This window comes from Terrimonas alba, from assembly GCF_042434975.1.
Classification (GTDB): domain Bacteria; phylum Bacteroidota; class Bacteroidia; order Chitinophagales; family Chitinophagaceae; genus Terrimonas_B; species Terrimonas_B alba.
On record NZ_JBHMQM010000002.1, the window covers coordinates 900,421 to 926,677 of the forward strand.

The 26,257-nt window shown below is 41.6% G+C and carries 18 protein-coding genes; 11 read left to right on the forward strand and 7 right to left on the reverse strand.

Annotated elements, in window-relative coordinates; genetic code table 11:
- Window positions 1–2 precede the first annotated feature (2 nt).
- The 4 genes from ACFEL9_RS08645 (at window position 3) to ACFEL9_RS08660 (ending at window position 4,009) form a co-directional block, all read left to right on the forward strand.
- Window positions 3–1,427: a sensor histidine kinase, YfiR-like protein-associated gene (locus ACFEL9_RS08645; protein WP_512701505.1), complete on the forward strand. Its 1,425-nt coding sequence runs from the start codon at window positions 3–5 to the stop codon at window positions 1,425–1,427.
- A gap of 20 nt (window positions 1,428–1,447) precedes the next feature.
- Complete coding sequence (locus tag ACFEL9_RS08650) at window positions 1,448–1,891, forward strand: response regulator (protein ID WP_385888435.1); 444 nt, start codon at window positions 1,448–1,450, stop codon at window positions 1,889–1,891.
- 96 nt (window positions 1,892–1,987) lie between these two features.
- Window positions 1,988–3,400, forward strand: coding sequence for a hybrid sensor histidine kinase/response regulator (locus ACFEL9_RS08655; protein ID WP_385888438.1), 1,413 nt, complete (start codon window positions 1,988–1,990; stop codon window positions 3,398–3,400).
- Window positions 3,401–3,787: 387 nt separating this feature from the next.
- A complete protein-coding gene (locus ACFEL9_RS08660; RefSeq protein WP_385888440.1) occupies window positions 3,788–4,009 on the forward strand; it encodes a hypothetical protein in 222 nt (73 codons plus the stop codon).
- A 111-nt stretch (window positions 4,010–4,120) separates the two neighbouring features.
- On the opposite strand, the gene ACFEL9_RS08665 is transcribed toward ACFEL9_RS08660, so the two are convergent.
- On the reverse strand, window positions 4,121–4,927 hold the full coding sequence (locus ACFEL9_RS08665) for a phosphatase PAP2 family protein (RefSeq protein ID WP_385888442.1): 807 nt from the start codon (window positions 4,925–4,927) through the stop codon (window positions 4,121–4,123).
- A 309-nt stretch (window positions 4,928–5,236) separates the two neighbouring features.
- On the opposite strand from ACFEL9_RS08665, the gene ACFEL9_RS08670 reads away from it, so the two are divergent.
- Window positions 5,237–5,590 carry a GIY-YIG nuclease family protein gene (locus ACFEL9_RS08670; protein ID WP_385888443.1) on the forward strand — a complete coding sequence of 118 codons (354 nt, stop codon included), beginning with the start codon at window positions 5,237–5,239 and terminating at the stop codon, window positions 5,588–5,590.
- 271 nt (window positions 5,591–5,861) lie between these two features.
- On the opposite strand, the gene ACFEL9_RS08675 is transcribed toward ACFEL9_RS08670, so the two are convergent.
- The 6 genes from ACFEL9_RS08675 to ACFEL9_RS08700 form a co-directional block, all read right to left on the reverse strand.
- Window positions 5,862–6,635: a M90 family metallopeptidase gene (locus ACFEL9_RS08675; protein ID WP_385888446.1), complete on the reverse strand. Its 774-nt coding sequence runs from the start codon at window positions 6,633–6,635 to the stop codon at window positions 5,862–5,864.
- A 249-nt stretch (window positions 6,636–6,884) separates the two neighbouring features.
- Window positions 6,885–7,958 carry a 3-isopropylmalate dehydrogenase gene (leuB, locus tag ACFEL9_RS08680; protein ID WP_385888449.1) on the reverse strand — a complete coding sequence of 358 codons (1,074 nt, stop codon included), beginning with the start codon at window positions 7,956–7,958 and terminating at the stop codon, window positions 6,885–6,887.
- Window positions 7,959–7,991: 33 nt separating this feature from the next.
- Window positions 7,992–9,521 (reverse strand): hydroxymethylglutaryl-CoA lyase-like TIM-barrel protein, encoded by a 1,530-nt coding sequence (locus tag ACFEL9_RS08685; protein ID WP_385888452.1) that lies wholly within the window; start codon window positions 9,519–9,521, stop codon window positions 7,992–7,994.
- 89 nt (window positions 9,522–9,610) lie between these two features.
- A complete protein-coding gene (leuD, locus tag ACFEL9_RS08690) occupies window positions 9,611–10,207 on the reverse strand; it encodes a 3-isopropylmalate dehydratase small subunit (protein WP_385888454.1) in 597 nt (198 codons plus the stop codon).
- A gap of 46 nt (window positions 10,208–10,253) precedes the next feature.
- Window positions 10,254–11,660 carry a 3-isopropylmalate dehydratase large subunit gene (gene leuC, locus ACFEL9_RS08695; RefSeq protein WP_385888457.1) on the reverse strand — a complete coding sequence of 469 codons (1,407 nt, stop codon included), beginning with the start codon at window positions 11,658–11,660 and terminating at the stop codon, window positions 10,254–10,256.
- Window positions 11,661–12,072: 412 nt separating this feature from the next.
- Window positions 12,073–14,898 carry a hybrid sensor histidine kinase/response regulator transcription factor gene (locus ACFEL9_RS08700; protein ID WP_385888459.1) on the reverse strand — a complete coding sequence of 942 codons (2,826 nt, stop codon included), beginning with the start codon at window positions 14,896–14,898 and terminating at the stop codon, window positions 12,073–12,075.
- A 285-nt stretch (window positions 14,899–15,183) separates the two neighbouring features.
- Between ACFEL9_RS08700 and ACFEL9_RS08705 the strand changes: the two genes are divergently transcribed.
- From ACFEL9_RS08705 to ACFEL9_RS08730, 6 genes are all read left to right on the forward strand, one after another.
- Window positions 15,184–16,515: a sugar porter family MFS transporter gene (locus ACFEL9_RS08705; RefSeq protein WP_385888462.1), complete on the forward strand. Its 1,332-nt coding sequence runs from the start codon at window positions 15,184–15,186 to the stop codon at window positions 16,513–16,515.
- A gap of 11 nt (window positions 16,516–16,526) precedes the next feature.
- Window positions 16,527–17,435, forward strand: coding sequence for a carbohydrate kinase family protein (locus tag ACFEL9_RS08710; RefSeq protein ID WP_385888464.1), 909 nt, complete (start codon window positions 16,527–16,529; stop codon window positions 17,433–17,435).
- Window positions 17,436–17,463: 28 nt separating this feature from the next.
- Window positions 17,464–20,493 (forward strand): SusC/RagA family TonB-linked outer membrane protein, encoded by a 3,030-nt coding sequence (locus ACFEL9_RS08715; protein WP_385888466.1) that lies wholly within the window; start codon window positions 17,464–17,466, stop codon window positions 20,491–20,493.
- 28 nt (window positions 20,494–20,521) lie between these two features.
- On the forward strand, window positions 20,522–22,216 hold the full coding sequence (locus tag ACFEL9_RS08720; RefSeq protein WP_385888469.1) for a RagB/SusD family nutrient uptake outer membrane protein: 1,695 nt from the start codon (window positions 20,522–20,524) through the stop codon (window positions 22,214–22,216).
- Window positions 22,217–22,479: 263 nt separating this feature from the next.
- Entirely contained in the window at window positions 22,480–24,048 is a 1,569-nt protein-coding gene (locus ACFEL9_RS08725) for a glycoside hydrolase family 32 protein (RefSeq protein ID WP_385888472.1), read from the forward strand.
- 7 nt (window positions 24,049–24,055) lie between these two features.
- Complete coding sequence (locus tag ACFEL9_RS08730) at window positions 24,056–26,242, forward strand: glycoside hydrolase family 32 protein (protein WP_385888474.1); 2,187 nt, start codon at window positions 24,056–24,058, stop codon at window positions 26,240–26,242.
- The last annotated feature ends 15 nt before the right edge of the window (window positions 26,243–26,257 follow it).

Here is a 26,257-nt window from a genome sequence, read left to right on the forward strand (position 1 = left end):
ATATGCCGATACAAAAAAAGCTGATGAGAATCATGTTTCTGATCAGCGGGACGGTATTGTTTGTAACCTGCGTCACATTCTTTATTTATGAATTTTATGCCTTCCGGAAAACAACAACCGAAAAGCTTTCCACCATCGGAAAAATTATCGCGGCCAACAGCACGGCGGCGCTTGCCTTTGCGGACCAGGAAGACGCCAAAGAAATCCTGGCTGCATTGAAGACGGAACCCAATATCGTGGCAGCGGCCCTTTATGACAGTGAGGGAAATCTTTTTTCGCAGTACAGGGCCACTCCCGGCGAGGATACATTACCCGTCAAACCGGGGAAGAGAGGTTATCAGTTTGCGCATTCTCACCTGGAAGGTTTTCAGCCGGTCATACTGGATACAAGACACCTGGGCACCTTGTATCTCAGGTCCCACCTGGGTGAAATGTATGATCGGTTACAGCTTTATGGTATCGTAGCCGGTGTGGTGGGATTCTTGTCCTTCCTGTTGTCTTACGTGCTTTCAAGGATACTTCAGAAAAATATTTCAAAGCCGGTTCTGCATTTGGCCGAAGCTGCGAAAATGGTCTCCGGGCAGCAGGATTATTCCGTAAGAGCGGTAAAGACAGGCAACGATGAATTAGGTTCACTGACCGATGCTTTCAATAACATGCTTGACCAGATACAGGATCAGAACCGGGCCTTACAGGAATTCAGTCAGCACCTGGAAGAGAAAGTCCGCGATCGCACAGAACAACTGGAATCGGTAAACAAAGAGCTGGAAGCATTTTCTTATTCCATCTCGCATGACCTGCGGGCGCCATTGAGGGGCGTTATTGGGTTTGGTACCCTGTTGGAAGAAGACTACGGTGACAAATTAGATGATGAAGGAAGGCGGCTCCTTACTGTCATTAGAGGAAATGCATTGAAGATGGGTCACCTGATTGATGACCTGCTTGCCTTCTCCCGCATCAGGAGACAAGATATAAAAAAGACGAATATCGCCACCACAGAAATGGTCAGGGAGGTGATACAGGAATTGCTGCCTGAAGATAAGAAGTCAGCGATTCAATGTATCGTCCATGAGATGCCTGATATGAAAGGGGATATCAATGCTATGCGGCAAGTCTGGGTAAACCTGGTCTCCAATGCTTTTAAGTATTCGGCCAAAAAAGACGAGCCGGTCATTGAAATAGGACCTGCCAGCATGGATGGGCAAGCCGTTTTTTATATAAAAGATAACGGGGTGGGCTTTGATGAAAAGTACAAGAATAAATTGTTCAAAGTATTTCAACGACTGCACCGGGCGGAAGAATTTGAAGGGACCGGGGTCGGGCTTGCCATCGTAGAAAAGATAATTTCAAAACACGGCGGTAGGGTATGGGCAGAAGCCGAAGAGAACAAAGGCGCCTGCTTTTATTTTAGCCTGCCACAGGATTAATGAATTAAAAAATCAGAAATATGAATCCAGATTCAGTTGAAGTGTTGTTGGTTGAAGATAATAGTACGGATGCAGAGCTGACCATCCGCGAATTAAAAAAGCACAACATGGCTAATAACCTTGTTCACCTGAAGGATGGAGAAGAAGCGCTGGCTTTCATTTTTGCAACGGGCAAATATGCCGGCATCAAGGAAATGCATTATTTGCCCCGGGTAATATTATTGGATATACAAATGCCCAAAGTAAATGGAATAGAGGTATTGCAGGCGATAAAGGCTGATCCGCGTACCAGGTCAATACCCGTGGTGATGCTTACCTCATCCAAGGAGGATCCGGATATAAGGGTATGCTACGATCTTGGAGCCAACAGTTATATAGTGAAACCTGTAAACTTTGAAGGATTTGCTGCGGCTATCAAAAATCTGGGCTTTTATTGGCTATTGCTTAATCAACTTCCTGCATAAAATATTCGTATGAAACGTCCATATAAAGTTTTTGAAACAAAGGGGGGGCAGTTATAGGGCGTTCCTTCCGGCTAAAAAATAATAAAAAATAAACGGATGAAACCAGCATTAAAGATATTACTCCTGGAAGACAACAACGATGACGCGGAATTGATACAAAGGTTGTTGACCAGGGAGAAACTAACTTGCGAGTTCCGGCTAGCTATGAATAGAAAAGATTTCTTACAATGCCTGGATGAGTTTGGTCCCGATGTTATACTATCTGATAATTCTATGCCCCAGTTCAATTCCGCTGAAGCTTTGCAAATAACCCGGCGGCGATTCCAGCATGTTCCTTTTATATTGGTAACCGGAACCGTATCCGAAGAGTATGCGACAGAAATGATCAAGCAGGGAGCGGATGATTATATTTTAAAAGACAGGATGAAAAGACTGCCGGCTGCGATAGTGTCGTCGCTTGCACAACGCAGGGCGCTGAAAGAAATAACCGATTATAAGTATGCACTGGATCAGGCGGCTATCGTGGCCATTACGGATCAGACGGGAATCATCCTGTATGCAAATGAAAATTTTTGTAAGATATCACAATATGATGCAGGGGAACTTATTGGCCAGGATCACCGCATCATCAATTCAGGCTTTCATTCCCCTTCTTATATCAGGAATTTATGGACCACTATCGCCAGTGGAAAGATATGGCGGGGTGAGTTTCGTAACAAAGCAAAGGATGGAGCTTTCTATTGGGTGGATGCTACCATCGTCCCCTTTCTGAATGAGAAGGGCAAGCCTTACCAATATTTGTCTATCAGGACGGATATAACGGAGAAAAAGAAGCTGGAAGAAAAACTTTTTAAACAGCAAAGAGAAGAACATTTGAAGATGACTGCTATAGCGTTACATGCGCAGGAAAAGGAGCGAACACTGATTGGCCAGGAATTGCATGATAACGTGAACCAGATACTGGTTGGCACTAAATTGTTTTTATCCATAATTAAAGAGGACCCGGTGAAAAACCGGGAGCTTGTCAGTAATTGTATGGCCAGCCTGCAGCAGGCTATTGATGAAAACAGGAAACTAGCCCATGCACTGGTGGCACCTGATTTCGAGCATACTAATCTTGCGGAACAGATAACTGAACTCGCAGCAAAAATGCTGGAGGTTTCGGGACTTGATGTGCATGTAGATATTACCCAATTCGATGAGTCCCTTTTGGATGAACAGCAAAAACTGGCTATTTACCGCATAGCACAAGAGCAATCTACCAATATCATTAAATATGCCCAGGCAAGGGCGGTAACCATCATCCTCACTACGGCTAAGGACCTTTTCAGCATGACCATTACTGACGATGGAATAGGCATGGAAGCAGACACAAAAACAAAAGGCATTGGGTTAAAAAACATCATAGGTCGTCTTAGTGTCTTCAACGGAAACGTGGATATAAAAACTACACCCGGTAAAGGATTTTCGCTGATGATCACCATGCCTTTACAAAAAAGCAAAGATTGAGATTTCGTCAATCCTCACTCATTCCATCCAGGCATTTTTCAGAGCAGGACCGGGTCAATAGAGATGCTATGGAGCTGTTGTTTATTCGTCGCCGCGTGAGATTGGTTCGTCCAATATTTTATTCAAAGCAGATCGTGCTACAAAAAAAATATATTGTACTGCGGTGTGAGTATCGGAATCAGTTTTTATAGTCTAACGATAGCTGATAGTAAAGAGAAAAAATATTTATGATGATAGGGGTAATTAATTAAAATTTTATAAGTGGAACAACATAATAGTTGAAAATTTCTCTAAACTTAATATCCACTTCAATTGCAATTAATAATTAAACAAGTAACTTTCTGAAGAAATAAATTTTATTCACTGCATTAGCTCCAGCTCTTACCTATGACTGAGTATGCCGCGGATATAAAAATCTTACCTCGTAAAACAATACGGAGAAAGAGTGTCCTGCCAGCAATAAAAATACCGGCGCTTCCTGTTGTTTATCCATCCAAAAAAGTGAACGAAATAAGCAAGGCAAATAAAAAAGAAATACCATTTGAGAAATGGATCATGCCTCCCCAACCCGAAGGATACCTCAAATGTCCCGGCCATGATTTTTTTTAGCCATATGCGGCAAAGATTTTTTATTTTCTTTACCAGCAAATCCTGTCACGAGGATCATCGCAAACTCGTGTTGGTGATTAAGCCTTCTGATTAAGGCAATGCCAGGATGTGCTAAAACCTATGTACCAACCCGAGCCCAATCGCCCCATTCTGATATCCCGGCATAACGATCGTCTTCATGGGTTTGTTGTTGAATAATTTGTTTTGAATTTTTGGATAGAGCCAGTAAGCGAGTTGGGTGGAGGCAATACCGATACCGGCGCCGGCAACCACATCGCTAAACCAATGCTTGTTGTTGTGCATGCGCAAGTAACCGGTAGCAGTGGCCATAGCATAGCCGGCAACGCCGTACCAGGGCGATACATCCTTGTATTCCTGCCTTAAAAATTCGGCGCTGACGAAGGCTGCAGCGGTATGCCCACTGGGAAAGGAAAAACGATTGGAACCATCGGGCCGCCACTCGTGGGAGATCTCTTTTACCGAGAAAACAATCCCGCTCATCAGCAGGTTAGACATTAGATAGATGATGCTGCGATCACGAAAATTATGCTTGCCTTTTATGCCAAGGGCATTTAATCCATACACTGTGGCAGCAGGAGCGAAGATCAGGTAATTGTCAATTTTGACTTTTTTGGTGTTGGCGAAATACACCTCATCCTTCAACTCGCTATTGACCTTTTGAATACTCTTGCTCTCCAGGCCACCGAGACCATACATGACCATCAGCGTAGGTGCAACCAATTGCTTTACAGGAAAGGGTTTTCTTTTTTCATTCGCCCGGATGGAGAGATGCAATAAAGCCGAATCTTTTATGACCGGGTGGTTATTGAACAGGCTGTCGGCGGTTTGAGCCGGCAGGCGGAGTACGAATAGGATGGCTGCCAATAGCAGCAGGCCGCGGATTTTTATTCTATTCATCTGGTGGCTTGTTGATCAATGTTTGTGAACCGCAACTGTGCGGGATTGACCGGCATCAAGGTCGTGGCACCGGCAATGACTGCGATAAAACTGTGGTGGGCACATTTTATTTTATCGGTTTTGTTGCAGACTTGTTAAAGTAGGTGGGTATGCGCAGAGCGGGTATTTTTTCCTCAACAATCGCAGGTTGCTAGTTTAATTCCGGGATAGAGCCTGTTAAATCAATTCAATCCGATTGTTAGCAGTAAGAGGACCGCCCTGGAAACATCGATTATGCTTATTTTGCCCTTTGGAAAAATCAGAATTTTTGTGCCAGGACTAATATACCGGGTTTACGTTGTTGAGCTATCAAAGCGGGTGTTTACCGAAAATTCAAAATTTCGGGCTGCTAACCCACAATTTAATGGAGTACTCGAGTGTCTTTATGTAGGTATGACAAGTAAGACTCCATCAGAACGATTCAGGCAACATAAGACAGGATACGTTAACAAGAAAGGTCACAAACTATCAGCTTATATAGTCCAAAAATATGGCGCTTATCTGCGTCCCAGCCTTTACGATCACATCAATTTGAAACCTATGACCAGGCAGGAAGCCTTAATAATGGAAGAAAAACTTGCCTGGCATTTACGAAAGCAAGGATATGCGGTTTGGTTTAATTGAATCTTATCCGCCTGGTAGGGCAGGGTTGTTGCCAATCGATAATGGTAAATCAAAAGTGAGTTGCGATATTATCAGGAATAACACTCCGGGGAAAGATCATTTTGTGAGACAAATCAAAGAAAAATATGAATATCTTAAACTTGAAAGCAAGGTTGATGCTTTTAGCAGAATTCCCTCATATTTAGCGACTCTTAAAAACAATCATCTGAGTATTATTCCAAATCATGAGGGAAGAAAAGATTCACTCACGCAATGCGATGCGATTTCGAAATTATATCTCCCTTTTATATATCCTCCCAAGCATTTCATGCAAGTCAGGATGATTTGCTTTTAATAAGTCGGGCCGCTCAAAAAAATATTCGGAAACAACAGCAAAGAATTCTGCATGGTTAGTGGCTCCGTACATATCAATATCGGATCCATGGTTTTTCATTTGCCAAATAGTTGAATCCATTATATTCTTCCACTTGTCTATGTATTTGCGTTCTAAAATTATTTCAGGGATGCCGTCCATTGTTCCATCCATCTTATCTATCAAATGCACAAATTCATGAATAGCTGTGTTGTGGGCGTCATTGTTATTAATAAATCCCTGTCTTAATTGCCACTTGGTAATGATCATTACATGTTGCATAGCACCGGTACCAACCATGCCTGAGATATGGCGATCCGATCCCCCCTGGTCAAAATCTTCATTAAATGTTCCGGGGTATAATAAAACTTCATGCAGGTTGATATATTGCCAGTCGGGTAAAGCATAACCGGGAATAATGGCCCCGGCTGCAATTAAAAGCCGGTCAATATCTTCAACAATAGCATTTACGCCGGTTATTTGCACGGCAGATAAAAAGTGCTGAATTCTTTTTTCAAACGTTTCTTTTCCTTTCTCATCAAGTTGCTTGTAAAACTTTACGTAGTCATTAAGCAACTCCCGGTAATTCTCTGGCAGTGGCAGGGCTTCGTTTGCTCTTTTTATTTTAAATACAAACAGAATTATTAAAACAATTAATACCAGGACAAATAAAATCTGCAAAACGGTCACCATGATAGGATGAAGTTAAACAACCCTCTTTAATTTGCGGTCTGAAATGAAAGTAAGGTCATTAAATGCACCTGGTAAAGAAAAACTCCTGGAAGAAACTAACCCGTGGAACTATTAGTGTTGCTCACTTGTATAATGCTTTCTTCAAAATATCATCACCAGGCACATTCCCTCTTTCACGCAGGTAGTATGAATGTGATTGCCAACTCTTCGAAGGCCGCCGGCATTGACTTTATGTAAGACAGGGGTAAATTAGATAGCTTTCAATACCTCTTCCCCGATTGCGTCCGTTCCTAATATTTTATCAGCAGATGTTTGTGCATCGGCAATATCTTTTGTCCGGAAGCCGGCTTTTAAAACCTGGTCAACGGCATTGATAACAGTTTCTGATTCTGCTTTCATGCCAAATGAAATATCCAGCAGCAGGGCAGCCGATAAAATAGAAGCCAAAGGATTGGCTACGCCTTTGCCCGTAATATCGTGCGCCGAACCATGAATGGGCTCATATACTCCCGAGCCATCACCAATGGAGGCAGATGCTAACATCCCCATAGAACCTGCTATCTGCGAAGCTTCATCGGTAAGAATATCGCCAAACAGGTTAGCTGTTACTACCACATCAAAACGACGCGGGTCCTTTATCAGCAACATGGCGGTTGCATCTACAAACTGGTGTTCTACTTCAACATCAGGATATTCCAACGCTATTTTTTGTATTACTTCTCTCCACAATCTTGATGTTTCTATTACATTGGCTTTATCAACGGAGCACAATTTCTTTTTTCTTGTTCTCGCAGCTTCAAACGCTTTGCGGGCTATACGTTCTACTTCATAGCGGCTGTACTCAGCAACATCATAGGCTGTATCGCCATTATTCTTACGACCTTTTTCGCCAAAATAAATATCGCCTGTCAACTCGCGGAAGAATAGGATATCAGCGCCTTTTAATATTTCAGGTTTAATGCTTGAGGCTCCCAGTAGTTCATCAAATAATTTAATAGGCCGAAGATTAGCATATAATCCTAATTCCTTTCTCATCTTCAGCAAACCTTGCTCAGGCCTTACTTTAGCGGATGGATCGTTATCATATTTCGGATGGCCAACGGCTCCAAACAACACAGCATCCGATTTTTTCATCTTTTCCAATGTTTCATCAGGTAATGGATTACCTGTTGCTTCGATAGCTACATGGCCGATTAATGCTTCATCATAGATAAATGTATGTCCGAATTTCGCGGCGATCTTATCCAATACTTTTTTACCTACTGCGGTTACTTCCTGTCCTATTCCATCTCCGGGAACGATTAAGATATGTTTTGTTGCCATGTTGATTTTTGTTGGGGAGTGCTATATAAAAAATTATTGGGGCTGAATGGTATTCAGCATCTTTTGTGTTGCTTTAATTGCCGAAACAGTTTGATCACTATCCAGGCCCCGGGTTTTGAACTCTTTGTTATTATATTTCCAGGTGATAATTGTTTCGCAAAGCGCATCACTTTTTCCACCGGGTGGAATACGTACGGCGTAGTCGGTCAGCAAGGGAAGCTCCGATTTTTTTTGCTTGTATACTTTTTTCAATGCGTTCATAAAAGCGTCGTATTGCCCATCGCCTTGTGCATGCTCTTCAAATACTTCACCGTTTATACTGATCTTTATTGTAACAGACGGATTTAAATTTTTTGAATGGGTGAGCACATAATTTTCTATTCTTACTTTTTCATCAATCGTATTGCTGTCCAATATATCTGATATGATATAAGGCAGATCGGCCTGTGTTACTACTTCTTTTCTATCACCCAATTCAATGATGCGTTGTGTAACTTTTTTCAGGTCCTCGTCCGAAAGCTGGATGCCCAATTGCTGCAGATTATTTTCAATATTAGCCTTGCCACTTGTTTTGCCTAATGCATATTTGCGATCCCTGCCGAATCGTTCCGGCATCAGGTCGCTGAAATAGAGTTTATTTTTTTTATCGCCATCAGCATGTATACCTGCGGTTTGCGTAAATACATTTTCACCTACCACGGGTTTGTTGACAGGAATGCGGAAGCCTGAAAATGTTTCGACCAGTTTACTTACTCTATACAATGACTTTTCCGCTACGGCCGTTTTTACCGATGGCATAAAATCATTCAATACGGCGATGGCGCTGGCGAGGGGTGCATTGCCCGCTCTTTCACCCATCCCGTTTATGGTTAAATGTATTCCTTTGGCGCCTGCTTTTACCCCTTCCAATACATTGGCGGTACCCAAATCATAATCATTGTGCGCATGAAAATCGAAATGAATCTGCGGATAACGTTGTACTATTTCAGATATGTAATCAAATACTTCAGCCGGGGTCAATATACCCAACGTATCGGGCAGCATAATTCTTTTTACCGGCTGTTGCTGTAAAAAATCGAGGTATTGAAAAACATAGTCTTTTGAGTGACGCATGCCATTGCTCCAGTCTTCGAGATATACATTGCTTTCCAATCCCTTTTTCCTGGCCAATTCGATCACGGCCGCTACATCAGCAAAATGCTGTTCCGGTTTTTTCTTTAGCTGATGCGTTAAATGATTTAAAGAGCCTTTTGTAAGCAGGTTCATTACTTTAGCACCTGCTTTTTGCATCCACTGTACCGATACATCTCCATCTACAAATGTCAATACTTCCACTTTATTTAAAAAGCCATTCGCTTTCGCCCATTTCGTAATTTTTTTTACGGCGTCAAATTCACCCTCGGATACTCGGGCCGATGCGATTTCTATACGGTCAACTTTTACTTCGGTTAATAAAAGCTGGGCGATAGTCAGCTTTTCTAACGCCGAGAACGACACGCCGCTGGTTTGTTCACCATCGCGGAGTGTGGTATCCATTATTTCTATGTGTTGTTGCTGTGGCATTATTTTTATGTATGCTGGCTGATGCTAAATCCTTAATAGTCTTTATTTAAACTACAGGAGTCTATTGCTCCCCTTTAGGGGCTGGGGGTTTAATAAATGCTTTTAGCGGCATGCGCCTGTATATCTTCTTTCAGCGACTGCATGAAATCAATATCATCATAACCATTGATCATATTGTGTTTTTTATAACCGGTGATGCTAAAGGACTCTTTTTCCCCGGTAGCCAGGATAGTAATGGTTTGATCAGGAAGGTTGACTTCAATTGGTGTAGCCGGGTCCGCTTCAATAGCAGTAAATATTTTATTTAAAAATTCCTCACTTACCTGTACGGGCAGTATGCCAATGTTGAGTGAATTGTTTTTAAAAATGTCCGCGAAAAAGCTGGATACTACGCAACGAAACCCGTAGTCATAAATGGCCCATGCCGCATGTTCACGACTGCTGCCACTGCCAAAATTTTTTCCGGCAACCAATATTTTTCCTGAATAAAGAGGGTTATTTAAGATAAAATCTTTTTTAGGCGTATTGTCCGCGTTATATCTCCAATCGCGAAAAAGATTATCGCCAAACCCTTTACGTTCTGTAGCTTTTAAAAAACGGGCAGGTATGATTTGATCCGTATCGACATTTTCAATCGGCATCGGAACCGCCGAACTGGTAAGCACTGTAAATTTATCGTAAGCCATTGTTAAGTTTATAATTTGTTAAGGTAATACAGTCAACTGTCATTTGTCAGCCTATTAATTCTCTGGGATCAGTAACAAACCCGGTTACTGCTGCAGCGGCGGCAACCAATGGACTCGCCAGCATTGTCCTGGCGCCGGGTCCCTGCCGCCCCTCAAAATTCCTGTTGCTGGTACTTACCGCATACTTGCCGGCAGGTATCTTATCATCATTCATTGCCAAACAAGCGGAACAACCAGGCTGACGTAATTGAAATCCTGCTTCAGTTAATATATCCAGTATGCCTTCATCTTTTATTTGCTGTTCTACTATATGTGAACCGGGAACGATCCAGGCTGTAATATGTTCCGCTTTCTTTCTGCCCTTAACGATGGAAGCAAAAGCACGGAAGTCTTCAATGCGTCCGTTGGTGCAACTGCCAATAAAAACATAATCCACTTTTTTACCCAGCATACTGTCGTCCTCATGAAAACCCATATAGTCCAGTGATTTTTCATAACTGGCTTTACTGCTGCCGGCTTCTTTCGAAACAGGAATATGTTTGGTAATGCCGGTACCCATGCCAGGGTTTGTACCGTAAGTAATCATTGGTTCAATATCCGCAGCATCATAAGTATGTTCAACATCAAAGCTGGCACCTGCATCTGTCTTTAATGTTTTCCAGTAAGCCAATGCTTTGTCCCATGTTTCACCCTTGGGAGCTTTTTCTCTTCCTTTGATGTAAGCAAAAGTTGTTTCATCAGGAGCTACCATACCGCCACGGGCACCCATTTCAATGCTCATATTGCAAACCGTCATCCTTCCTTCCATGCTCATGTTCTCGAACACCTCGCCGGCATATTCCACGAAATAACCGGTAGCCCCCGCGGCTGTCAATTTAGCTATAATATAAAGCACTACATCTTTTGGCGTAACAGCTTTGCCCAGTTTACCATTTACATTGATGCGCATTTTTTTAGGTTTGGGCTGCATGATACATTGCGAAGAAAGTACCATTTCCACTTCGGATGTACCGATACCGAAAGCAATAGCACCAAACGCACCATGCGTGGAAGTATGGGAGTCGCCGCATACGATGGTCATACCAGGCAGCGTAATTCCGTTTTCAGGTCCAACCACGTGCACGATGCCATTCTTAGGATTGCCTAATCCCCAATGTGAAATACCATACCTGGCTGAATTGACTTCAAGTGCTTTTAATTGATTGGCAGAAAGCGGATCCTTTACCGGCAGGTGCTGGTTGATGGTTGGTGTATTATGATCAGCCGTAGCAAATGTTTTTTCTGGAAACATTACTTTAAGGCCGCGATTTTCTAATCCGAGGAACGCAACGGGGCTGGTTACTTCATGAATAAAATGGCGGTCGATAAAGAATACATCAGGGCCATCTTCTATTTTCCTGATTACATGGGAATCCCACACTTTATCAAATAATGTACTGGGTGTATTGCTCATTTGTAAATTTTTTAAAATCGCGTGCAAAATTCTTGAAAAATTGCCATATTTCTTTCTTTTGGTTGACATTTATTTAAGCTTATACCTTAAGTTTTAGATTTTTTCGCCTGTTTAGCATATGATTAGGTAAAAATTGTTTGCCGAACCGGTATCGGTCCATGGGTAAGTATCTCTAAAGTTCGGCTGCATTTGTACGAACCAATATTTTGTTATTATTCAGTCAAATGCTTTTCATACCGGTTTTTCCGACATTTTTGCTTCAGTACTAATGAGTTGGCTGAGTTAAACTAAAGATTATTCGATATGGGGACAGCCGGTGTTCAGGATGGACAACATACCCGGACCATATGCGGATCAAGAGGATAAGATAGTACAGATATAAATGGTGTTTACGAAATTCAACAGTAATAATCTATTTGCCAACAACATTCTTCTCCTTGAATGCTTTTGGCGTCATGCCAAATTTCGATTTGAAAACGGTCGAGAAATAAGCCTGTGAAGAAAAACCAACTTTAAAAGAGATTTCGGAAATGGAAAGGTTTTCATTCAGTAATAAATACTTTGCTTTTTGCATTCTTACATTCAGGATATAATCATTTACGTTGTACCCTAAAACGGCTTTTACTTTTTTATAGAGTTGAACCCGGGAGATGCCAATCTCTTTACAAATGTCATCTACCGTAAAGTTTTCGTTGGCTATATTACTTTCCACGATGGATGAAAATTCGTTCACAAATTTTCGATCAATTTTTTTGGAAGCCGATGCTCTCAATCCTTCATTGGGCAATTCACTACTGTAATGGTCTTTTAAAATCTCCCTGTTCCTGATCAGGTTTTTAATCGTTTCTTTAAGATACTCCATGTTGAATGGCTTCACGATATAAGCATCTGCTTTTAACTTCAATCCCTCAATCTGTTGTTCCATACTTGCCCTGGCGGTTAGTATGATGATCGGTATATGAGAAGTCCTGATATCATTTTTTAAGGTGTCTACGATAAACATACCATCCTTGCCGGGCATCAGGACATCGGAAATGATAATATCCGGAATAATTTCATAGGCCATGTTCAGACCGGTATTTTCATTCTCCGCTTCCATAATTTCATAGTTGTCCGACAACTGTTTTTTTAGAAAATTTCGGATCTCAGCATTGTCCTCGATGAGTAATATGGAATATTCTTTTGCCTGCGTTGAAACCACTTCAATCGGTGGCATTTTTATGGTTTCCGTATCATTGAGATAAATTTTGGCATCCTCATAGTTAAGATAATCGGGTGCGGCCTCTTTTGCTATTTCACTTTCCCTGAGATGCGCATGGCCGAGCGGCAGGCATACTTCAAATGTTGTTCCTTTCCATTTTTCGCTTTTAATAGTAATTTCTCCATGGTGGAGTGTAATCAACTCTTTGGATAAGGCCAGGCCCAATCCCGTTCCTTTATAGGTTCCCTCATTGCCCTGGTAAAAAAGATCAAAAGCATGTTCCAGTGTTTCCCGGCTCATGCCAATCCCTGAGTCTTCAACCTTGACAATTGCTTTTGAGTTGTTTTCATCTTTAGCAACAGACACTGTAATGCAGCCATGATCGTTCGTGAACTTAAACGCATTCGAAAGAAGGTTGAACAATATTTTATCCAGCATATTTACGTCGAACCATACTTTCAATTCCTTGTCTTTTGCATCTACCCTGAAAGAGATCGTTTTTTTCTTCGCTGTTTCGATAAACGCATTGGTGATGTCAGTAACGAATGCTACAAGGTTATTCTCGGTAGCTCTCAGTTTCATTTTTCCCTGCTCAATTTTGCGGAAATCCATCAGTTGATTTACTAATCGCAGCAGGCGCAATGTATTTTTCTTCACCATTTCCAGTTGCGCTTTAGCCGAATGGAGTTTTGAAGAAGAGGACATTTCTTCGATTGGCCCTAAGATCAGTGTGAGCGGGGTTCGCAGTTCGTGTGAAATATTGGTAAAGAAATTAAACTTGGCATCGGTGGCTTCTTTGGCTTTTTTTCCTAATTCAATCAGTTGGTTCCGCTGCGCCAGGATCTCTTCGTTTTGCAATGCCAGCCGGGCATTGATCTTTTTATTTTCTTTTAAAAGATAAAAAAGCACAAAACCCATGATCAGCGCAAGGGCCAATGAAATGGATATGGTATAAATAATATTGGACTGGTTTTGGGTAATGATGGCCTGATCCTCAATTTTTTTCTGGCTCCGGTCAATATCTCTTTGCTGAGCCAACAATTTTTCATTTTGAAGTTTTGTGATCCTGATATTGGTGGAATCAATAACGGTGGTGAATAATTGATTTTCCCGAAGAAACGGTTGTTGATTCAAAATGGCTGCAGCGGTGGCAATGGCTTCCTGGCCACCGGTAGGATATAATACGGTGGCAGAAATGTATTTATTCTGAACCATGTCGAGACCCCCTCCTTTCGATGGCAGTCCATCTATTCCAATAATCTTTATTTTGTTTTGTAATCCCAGCTTCTCACAAATTTTATAGATGTCAAGCGCCATGAAATCATTTTGGGCATAGACCAGGTCAATATTGTTATTTGTTTTTAAATAGGCCTCCACGGGATTATTGACGCCCGGAGTTGTAGTCAGGTAGTTGTCAAAACGTTTTACATATTTCAACAAGGGATAGCCGGAAATAATATCGATAAAGCCATTGTGCCGGTCAATAACGGGTGAAGCATCAGGTATGCCGGTTACTTCTATAATATTACCTGCTCCATTTAATATAGTAGCTGCATATCTCCCGGCATTTTGACCGACTTCATAATTGGAGGCGCCGATAAAAGAAGTATAGCTTTTGGAGTCGATTCGCCTGTCGACCACCACCACGGGAATACCTGAGTTGTACACTTTTTGAATAACAGGCGTTAGCGGTTTTACCTCGTTTGGCGAAACGATCAGAAGGTCAATTGGCTGTTTTACGAGTTCTTCAATCTGGAGAATCTGGCTATCACTATTACCGTTTGCATCCCTGTATGCCAATTCAATATTATCATGAAAGGAGAGTTCCCGTTTCATTTCGGCCAGCATCGTTTTTCGCCAGTCATCGACCCCGGTGCATTGGGAAAAGCCAACTACATATTTTTTTGCTTTTCTGTCAGAATTGCAGGATAGTAAAAATGCAGTACAGGATAATATAACCAGGGATACAATCCAGGAACTAAGAATTGATTTATTCTCTTGGTGTATATGGGAAGCAGTCACATCTGCAATTTGCATTTTTTTTCAGTAGTCCATTACTAAAAATGTTCATTTAGTTTTCAAAATCCGCTCTTCTTTAAATCAGGCCATGTATTCTATCCATTTTAAATGAACAGAATTGAAATTATTCTATACAATTTCAAAAAATAAGTCTTTTCCTCTTCATGGATGAAAAAGAGAATACATGATTTTCAATTCATTAAGTCCAACTATTCGACTTCCAAAATTTGAATACAATTCTTACAAATTCGAAATGATACCGGGGACACTCTGACCTACTTTGCATATATAACGGAATGCTATATGAATAAAAAATTGCTCTTGTGGAGTATTGCAGTAGCCCTTGGCGGATTTCTCTTTGGTTTTGATACGGCAGTTATATCAGGGGCCGAACAGGATATTAAACGGATCTGGCAACTCAGTGACCTTTTACACGGCATGGCCATCGCCATGGCATTATATGGTACGGTGATTGGCGCCATCTTCGGCGGCATACCCGCTACCAAATTTGGCAGAAAGAAAACTTTACTTTGGATCGGAATTTTTTACCTGGTATCCGCCATCGGTTCCGCCCTTGCCCCGGAGGTTTATTCCTTTATGCTTTTCCGTTTGTTGGGCGGGCTTGCCATTGGCGCATCTTCGGTAGTGGCTCCAATGTATATTACTGAAATAGCTCCTTCCAAAAACCGGGGCAAACTGGTTGCCACTTTCCAGTTCAATATCGTTTTTGGGATTGTCATCGCTTATTTATCCAACTATTTATTGCAAGGTGTCGGTGGTGAAGATAGTTGGCGATGGATGTTAGGTGTGGTTGCCATTCCTTCGGCCTTGTATTGTGTATTCATCGTTTCTGTGCCTGAAAGCCCCAGGTGGCTGATGGTGCATAAGGGAGATTATACAACTGCCCGTTCCATCCTGCAGGCCAGTGATCCTGAAGGAGTAGAGGAAGCTATTCAATCCCTTCAGCAATCTATCGAGGAAGAAAAACAAAAAGAGACCATCGCGGCTTTTCTCACCCGACGTTTTGGCACTCCTATTTTATTAGCTTTCCTGATTGCGCTTTTTAACCAACTGTCCGGTATCAATGCCATCATCTATTTTGCTCCCCGTGTATTTGAATTGGCCGGTATTGGTAAAGATGCTGCGTTTCTGCAAAGTGCGGGTATCGGATTGGTCAACCTCATATTCACCATGTTTGGTTTATACCTGATCGACAAGCTGGGCAGAAAAAAATTAATGTTGATCGGTTCGCTCGGTTATATTATTTCACTGGCAGCAGTGGCGGCGGCTTTTTACTTTGAGTACCTGGGTGGAATGATCGTACCGGTTTTGTTATTCCTGTTTATCGCATCACATGCCATTGGGCAAGGCGCCGTGATCTGGGTTTTTATCTCTGAAATTTTTCCCAATAATGTCAGGGCATATGGGCAGTCATTGGGTTGTTCTACTCACTGGATATTAGCAGCAATCATTACAACAGTGTTTCCTATACTGGCTACCAAATTTGGGCCGGCACCTTTATTCTTCTTCTTTGCTCTTATGATGGTGCTGCAATTATTCTGGGTGATTTTTAAAATGCCGGAAACAAAAGGAGTATCACTGGAAGCGATTGAAGCAAAACTGATAAAAAAATAACTGCAATAAAAATGGAGATCAACAAAAGACACCAGGTGGTTTGTTTTGGCGAGATTCTTTGGGATATTTTTCCAACTGGTGCTTTGCCAGGTGGCGCACCGATGAATGTCGCTTATCACCTGCACAAAAAGCAAAAGGCACCGGCACTGATCACCCGCATTGGTTTAGATGATAAAGGAAAAGAACTCGTCAATATTTTTTCAGGTCATGGTGTTTGTACAGATTATTTCCAGGTAGATTATGAATATGAAACCGGCAAAGTATATGCGGAGCCCGGCGATCATAACGAAATGGAGTATGATATCGTAAAACCGGCTGCATGGGATTTTATTTCCTGGGAAGACTCTTTTGCAGGGCTTGTTTCCCAAGCTGATTTTTTTGTCTTTGGAAGTTTGGCGGCCCGGAGCAGGCTATCAAAAGAAACCTTGTTCAGGTTGCTGGATTTGGCGGCTACAAAAGTGCTGGATATAAATTTAAGGGCTCCGCATTTTAATCGTCGCCTTGTAGAAGATTTATTGACAAGGGCTGACTTTGTAAAGATCAATCTTGCCGAGCTTGAGCTAATCACGGGATGGTTTTCGCAATACAATAAAACAGAGGACAGAATAAAATTAATCTGCGATCAATTCAACATTTCAAATGTAGTGGTAACCAAAGGTGGCGAAGGGGCGCTGTGGTATTCGGGTAGAAATATTTATTCTCACAATGGATATAAAGTAGAAGTGACTGACACCGTTGGAAGTGGTGATGCGTTCCTGGCTGGATTACTGGCCAAACAACTGGATAATGCTACACCCGACGATGCGCTTGATTTTGCCTGCGGCCTCGGAGCTTTTATTGCTACCCAACATGGAGCCTGCCCTGTCTATGAAATAACCGACGTCGAAAATTTAATGAATGAAAAAAAACAAACTGCTTAGTATCTCTTAAAAATTAAAACTCTGACTTATGCGAAAGTTGCTTTGCTTATGTACGCTACTGCTTGTTGCACTTTTTAGTTTTGCACAGCAGAAAATATTGTCCGGAACAATATCAGATAAAGATAAAAGACCATTGCCTTCAGTATCGGTACAAACATCTACCCGAAGTACAGTGTCGGATGAAAAAGGTCACTTTAGCATTCCGGTTTCAACTGGTGAAGTGGTTACGTTCTCCTATATAGGCAGAAAGCCTCACCAACTTATCGTCAGCGAAAGCGATGTTAATATAAATATCAATCTTGAAGAGGATCCGCAGAATTTAAACGAGGTGGTGGTGTTGGGTTATACTAGTGAAAAAAGAAAAGATCTGAAAGGTGCAGTGTCGGTTGTAAAACTGGGAGAGACCTTAAAAGAAACTAATGCCAACCTGCTTACATCATTGCAGGGAAGAATTGCCGGGGTCAACATTACAACAGATGGTGCACCGGGTTCTGGTACTATCATCAACATCAGGGGTATCTCCAGTATTCTCGGTGACATTCAACCATTGTTTGTGGTGGATGGTGTGCCGACAAAAGATATCAACGGCATCAGTCCTAACGATATTGAATCATTGCAGGTGATGAAAGATGCAGCGTCTGCAGCTATATACGGTGCCCGCGGCGCCAATGGTGTAGTAGTTATAGCTACCAAAAAAGGCAAATCAAAAAATGTACAGGTAAGTTTTGATGCTTTTTATGGGGTTAAAAAACTGCGTGGCGGGCTGGATATGTTGGATGCCATGGAATATGGTAAAGTATTGTGGCAACAAAAGATCAACGATAACCAGCCGCTTACTGATGCGATATATGGTACCGGCCCTGAACCTGTGATTCCCGAATTTTTAGATGATAATAAAACTATTCCCGCCGGCAATGTGGACTACCAGAAAGAAGTATACAAACCCGCTGCTAACATGGGTTATAATCTCGGTATTTCTAAAGCCGCTGACAGATCCAATTTTTATTTTGGAGTTAATTATAATCGGGAAGAAGGCCTTGCCAAATACACCTTCTATGACCGTTTAACTGTACGCATCAACAGTTCTTTTAAAGTTTCTAACCGGATAACTGTAGGTGAAAATCTTTCTATAGGCTATCTGACCGGCAACAGGGAAGCTGGTTCAAGAACTATCGAGTCGGCTATTTTCCAATATGCCATTATTCCTTTGAAAGATAACTTGGGCAATTGGGGTGGACCGGTAAAAAATCTTGGTGACCGGCTGAGTCCCATCGGCGAATTATACCTGAACAGGGATAATAAAAATAAAGGATGGAGAACTTTTGGGAATGTATTTACCGATATTGAAATCATTAAAGGACTTACTTACAGGGGAAGCTTTGCAGTAGATGTGATCAATAATAATTTCAAAGGCTTTTACCCCAAATACACTATGGGCCGCTTTGTGCAGGCATCCAACTCACTAACGCAAAGCAACAACAATGTGCTGAATCTTACAGCAACACATACATTGACGTATGACTGGAAAAAGAATAAGCATGAAGTGCAATTGTTGGCGGGATATGAATGGATCAATAACAAATCAGAATCGTTTTTTATTACCCGCCGTGATTTTGCTTTAGAAAGTCCCGACTATCAATATCTCAATGGCGGTACTGCATTGGCGGATGCCAACGGTGGTGCGGACGAGTATGGGCTGATCGGTACATTCGGTAAGCTTAACTATAATTATGATGGTAAATATTTAATCGCCGCTTCAATCAGGCGGGATGGTTCGTCCCGTTTTGGTCCGCTGAATCGTTATGGTGTGTTTCCTGCTGTATCAGCCGCCTGGCGTATCAGTGAAGAAAAATTCTTTACTCAGTCGGTTATGGCGAGAAATATTTCTGATCTTAAGTTGAGAGCATCATGGGGTAAGAATGGTAATGATGGTATTCCTAATTATACCTATTCCACCAACTTTGTTTCGGCGGTAGATTTTTCTTACTATGATCTTTTTGGAACCAACGGGCTTGCACAGGTAGGATATTATGCCAACCAGATCGGTAACCCAAAAGTAAAATGGGAAGCTTCCAAACAAACCAATATTGGTATCGACCTTGGCTTATTTAGTAATCGCATTTATTTGACTGCAGATTATTATGTAAAAACTACCGATGATTTGTTGTATCCCGCATTAACACCCGGAGTTATTGGTGAAGGCCGTCCTCCTTTTATAAATGTAGGTGATATAAAAAACAGTGGTATTGAATTACTGCTAAGCTATCGCAATCAAAGTTCTGGAAAACTCAAGTATAATTTCGACCTCACATTTACCAGCATTAAGAACAAAGTAGTAAGCGTAGGTCCCGACGGAAATGATATTCGTGAAACAGCTCGTGGCCGGATTATCAAAGATCAACCCTTGTTTGTTTTTTATGGGTACAAAGCTGATGGCATATTTAAATCACAAAAAGAAGTGGATGATCATGCCGCCCAGGCAGGAAAAGGACTTGGCCGTATCCGTTATAGCGATATAAACGGTGATGGAGAAATAACTCCGGATGACAGAACTTACCTCGGTAGCCCGTTTCCCAAATTTACTGTGGGCCTGAATGCCGGGTTGTCTTATGCTGATTTCGATCTGACTGTTTTCCTTGATGCCAATTCAGGCAACAAGATCTATGATGAGATCAAGATGAATACACACAATGTGTTTTTCAATTCCAATCACCATAAAGATTTATTAAATGCATGGTCGTCTATCAATACCGATTCGGATATTCCCATGCTTACTGCCAACAATACCAATGATGAGCTAAGAACTTCTTCTTTTTATATCAGCAGTGGTTCTTATGTAAGATTGAAATCGGCAGTGTTGGGATACAATTTGCCAAAAAGAATACTTGACAGAATAAAACTTTCAAAAGCGAGATTATTTGTACAGGCACAAAACCTGCTCAACTTCACCAGCTTCGAAGGCTTCGATTATGAGCCCTTTGGTTTTGAAGGCAGGCTGACACAAACCATTTATCCTCACTCAAAATCCGTCAGCGTGGGTGTCAATGTGGGATTTTAATTGCTAAATGATTTTAAAAACTAACAACATGCGTAATAAAATTTTAATAATAGCAGGTGTGCTACTACTTAGTTTTTCCTGCACCAAAATATTAGACCAGGCGCCAAAAGGAGCATTAAGTACTGAGACATTAACCAATAAAGATGGAGCAGAAGCATTGGTAGTATCAGCCTATGCTTTATTGGACCAGGTTTTTAGCGATAGCTGGTCACCCATTGCAGCCATCTTCAACCCGGCATCTAACTGGAGTTATAGCGATGTGCGTTGCGGTGATGCCTATAAAGGCGGAGGCGGAACTGGTGATATCGGCGAACTGAATAGTCTTGAACTTGGAATTGTAGAACCTACCAATTCACTGATCAATAATAAATGGCGGGTATTGTTTTACGGTGTTTCAAGATGCAATAAAGCATTGACGGTATTGAATGCATTGGGTGATGACGGGTATGATTTGAGGATGCAACGCATTGCCGAAGTAAAAGTGCTGAGAGGCATTTATTATTTTGAATTGAAAAAACATTTCCGGACATATCCTTATATCGATGAAACTATTTTAAGCGGCCAGGAAGGAACAGTTGCCAATGATCTCACTGAACAACAATTGTGGGATAAGATCAAGGAAGATCTGAGTGCAGGCATAACGATCCCATTCGATGGACAGGATATCGGCCGCATCAATAAATATGTAGCCTATTCTTATCTCGCCAAATGGAATATTTATCAAAAGAACTGGGCGGAAACAATCAGCAATTGTAATGAAGTCATCAACTCGGGGAAATTCAAATTGGTCGACAATTTGCAGGACTTGTATTCTGATCCTACAAAAGATCATGATGGCGAAAAAATATTTGCTCTTGAAACATCGGTAAAAAATGGTGGCACCGAAGGAGGAAACTATAACTGGGGCGATTTGCTGACTTCGCCTCCCGGCCCTGCTTATGGTGGCGGTGATGGCTTTCATCGTCCAACCCAGAATTTAGTAAATGCTTTTAAAGTAGATCCTGCAACAGGCTTGCCTTTATTTGACACCTACAATACTACAGATCTTGCTCCAACAGATATTACCACAGCTGTTGATCCAAGATTGGATCATGCAATTGGTCGCCCGGGTATTCCCTGGAAGGATTTTACGGGTGAAGTGTATGGCAATAACTGGATCAGGGAAGGAGTTACTTACGGTCCTTATTCCAAAAAGAAAAATATCATCCTGGTCAATTCCCCGCTCAGGGGTGCTGGTGCATTCCCCTGGGCACAGGGAGCTTTAAATTTTCCATTCATTAAATATTCAGATATTTTATTATTAAAAGCAGAAGCGATCATTGAATCTGGCGGAAGCCTGGAAGAAGCGAAAGGTTTGATCAATCAAATCCGCAACAGGGCGAAGAATGCACCGGTTGTAAAACAACTGGGTTCAGCTGTGCCTGCCGCTAATTACAAAGTAGAACTCTATCCTGCTTCACCGGCATGGGACCAGGCTACTGCAAGGAAGGCATTGCGTTTTGAAAGAAGACTGGAGCTTTGTTTGGAAGGACACCGTTTTTATGATTTGGTAAGATGGGGAGAAGCGGCATCTGTCATTAACAACTATTACCAGGTAGAGAAAACAAAAAGACCTTATTTGAATGCAGCTAATTATACTGCAACCAAACATGATTACCTGCCAATACCACAGCCAGAAATTGATATTAGCCGGGGTGGTTATAAGCAGGATCCTAACTATTAAATGAACTTGAATAGCCGCCCGGAAGTGTAAAACTTCTATGGCATAAAAAAACAGGAGTGGGTTAATTTATAAATTTTCGTAGGCAGCAAGCAGTCGTTTCATACCCACTCCTTAATTTTTTGATTGATGACCTGAATTCCCGAACAGCCGGGATGACATAAAACATAAGAAATTAAAACATGAAACGCCCATGTTAAATCTACGCACAGGGGAATGTTAGAGGCGTTCCATCTGACCTAATTAAATAAAAAAAAAATAAACAGATGAAACTATTTATCTATTCTGTTCTCTTTCTTTTCGTATTCAACAATGTTGGGTGTAATTCTTCCAACTCTTCCACTATATCCACCATTCCGAACCCTTCGATAACTGCGGATGCGTACAGGCCGACCTACCATTTTACGGCTGATTCGAACTGGATCAATGATCCCAATGGCCTTGTATATCACGATGGCGAGTACCATCTTTTTTATCAGCACAATCCATTTGCAGCTAAATGGGGACATATCAGCTGGGGACATTCAGTGAGCAAGGATCTTATTCATTGGAAAACATTGCCGGTGGCCATGTATGAAGACAAAAATCCCAACGATAATGATACCACGATGATATTTAGTGGAAGTGCGGTGATAGATAAAAATAATACCAGCGGCTTCGCCAATGGATCACAGAAGACACCCCTGGTGGCAGTGTACACTTCTTTTGTGCATAATAAGTTTAAACCAAAAGTTCAACACCAGAGTATCGCATACAGTAACGACGATGGACTCACCTGGACAAAATATGCAGGAAACCCGGTAGTGGATATACAGTCATTGGAGTTCAGGGATCCTAAAGTGTTTTGGTATGAACCGCAGCAGAAATGGGTGATGGTAGTATTGAAGGCCGAGCAACGTGAAGCGCAATTTTATTCATCTAAAAATTTAAAAGACTGGGTGCTGATAAGTACTTGGGGGAAGGTTGGCAACACCGCAAGAGTATGGGAGTGCCCCGACCTGGTAGAACTACCGGTAAAAGGCACCAATGAAAAAAAATGGGTGTTTATTGTTTCTGCGGGTCATGCACAGGATGGATATGTAGGTATGCAGTATTTTATTGGAAATTTTGACGGCACATCTTTTACTCCGGATCATGACTATAAACAACCAACCTATCTCGATTTTGGAAAAGATTTTTATGCAGCCGTTACTTATAATAATGCACCCAATGACCGGAAGATTTTGGTTGCATGGATGAATAACTGGGAATATGCGAATGAAATTCCCACAGGAAACGTTTGGCGGGGATCATATGCGATACCCAGGGAACTGAGCCTGGTTCGATATGGCAATGAAATAAAACTTATCCAGCAGCCAGTGACAGAAATGAATGCGCTGAAGCAGGAGGCTTTTGCAGTTGAGAATAAACAAGTAGAAGATAGTTTTGATCTTCCTTACAAAGGCGATGCTTACCAACTGGAGATCATCATTGATCCCGGCGAGGCAAAAGCCGCGGGTCTCAAACTATTAAAGAGTAAAAATGAAGTAACTATTATAAAGTACGATAATAACCTGAAGCAGCTTCAACTCGATCGCTCCAAATCAGGGAATGTAAATTTTCATCCAAAATTTTCCAGCGTTGAACAAGCTGATGTGTCATTAGTGGGTGGAAAAATCAAACTAAACATACTTGTAGACAAATCAGTGATAGAGGTTTTCGCCAACGATGGACTTGTTACTATTTCTGATCTCGTATTTCCATTGGAAAAAGAAGGCGGTATACAATTATTTTCTGAAGGCGGAAAGGCCAATTTTCAGTCGGTGAAAATCTGGCGCATGAAAGCTGTTAAATAAAACGGTGATGAACAATTTTAAACAGCAGAAGTATATGCTGAAATGGTTGATGACAATTGGGTTTGCTGCATTGTATATAACCGGTTCCGGTCAGAACGATACACTCATGCATTTTCCTTTTTCGGCGATGCCGGGATTGTCTGTAAAAGAAAAGATCGGCAACAGAATATATTCCATTCATACGGCAAAAAGAAAAGCGGAATATGTGAAAGCATATAAAGGCACTGGGATAAGAACAGATGGTTATTCTACCTGGATGAGTACGGCAATCCCCAATTTAAAATTACCGTTCAATGTGAGTGGTTGGTTTGCTTTGGAAACACGCCCAACTGATACGGCAGGATTTTTTGCTTTGAAAAATGATCATCAATGTATATCCGCCTGCATCAACCGGTTTGGCGTACCAATGATCGGAATTAAAGAGGCTGAGCAAATAAAATATATCAGCGCTGACACAATGATTTCTGCTTTTCAATGGCAACATGTTTCCATGAACATATTACCCAGGAAAGCAGAATTATGGATGAATGGAAAAAAGATTCTTGATGTGGAAACCGAAACCTTTGCAGCATTTGATTCGTTGATTATTGGACGTGATGAAGCGCAAAGGTCAATTATCATTTTTCCAACCAATGCTATCAATGGCATTGTCGATGAAGTGACTGTCGTCGGCCGAAGTTTGATTGAAAAAGATTTTAAAAGGATCAATTATTTCGCTATTTCAAAAATAGGGCCTGACCTCAATGTTCCTGCTTCACGATTTGAACATGATTTTAATCGTCCAAAATATCATTTGCTTCCAGCAGCTAACTGGACCAATGAAACACATGGCTTGATTTATTACAAAGGACGGTATCATATTTTCAACCAGAAAGACGGAAACAATCTGCTTCTGCGTCAAATCAACTGGGGACACTTCAGCAGTCCTGACCTGGTGAGCTGGACAGAACATCGCCCCGCTCTGTCACCGGAACCAGGGTATGATCAGTATGGAATATGGTCGGGTCATTGTATAATAGATAATGACGGCAAGCCGGTGATCATCTATACAGGCGGAACGGATGGTCCCAATGGAATCTGTCTCGCTTATCCACAAGATGATAAATTGATCGGGTGGAAAAAGTTTTCGGCCAATCCTGTTATCAAAGGAGCTCCTGCTCAATTTTCCCGACCAGATCTGCGTGATCCCTATGTTTGGAAAGAAGGTTCGCAATGGTATATGGTCATTGGTTATGGGATTACAGAAAACAACGTTGAGAAAGGCGCTGTGCTGTTGTACAAATCAAACGACCTGCATAAGTGGGAGTTCATTCATAATTTATTTGTTGGTGATCCTTTAAGAGATGACTCCGGAATTTTTTGGGAAATGCCGGTGTTTTGGAAAATGAATGACAAGTATATTTTGCTGGTCAATAAAGTGCCGCAACCTGATAAGCCTGCTGTAGCTTTTTACTGGACAGGTGATTTTGTCGAAGAAAAATTTATGCCCGATCATCTTTTACCCAAAAAGTTCGAAGTCATCAACCGCTTGTTATCGCCTTCTGTAACCCTGGATGCAGAAGGACGCACCACCGCTATCGCCATCATTCCGGATGAAAACAGTGCCAAAGCACAATATGACCAAGGCTGGGCACATTTGTACAGCATGCCAAGAACGTGGACGCTGAAGAATGGGATTATTTGTCAGCAGCCCCATCCTTCGGTGAAGTCTTTACGGGGGAGTAAAAAAGTTTTTGCAAAGAAAATGATCTCTCCCGGTAAACCATTTTTGCTAAGCAACGGGAAACACCAGCTCGAAATAGAAATGGAGATAACCGTTAAGGATACCAAACGGTTTGGATTTATTATTGGCAAACATCCCCAGCAAAAGGAGTTGACAAAAATTTTTTATGATGAGGAACGAAAACAATTTATTGCTGATCAAACAAAATCTTCATTGAATAAAAATATTCCTCTTGAAACAAGAAGCGGTGATTATCTACTCAACCCCAATGAAAAGCTGACCATTCGCTTGTTTATTGATGGCTCCGTGGTGGAAGTGTTTATCAATAACGAAGCGACTTTTACTACCAGGATTTTTCCTTTATATAAAGAAAGCAACCAGGTGGAATTATTTACTGAAGGTGGAACGGCTATCGCTGAAAAGATCACTGTATGGGAAATGCGTTCTGCGAATAACAAGAGTGATTTCTGATGAGTGATTCGAATA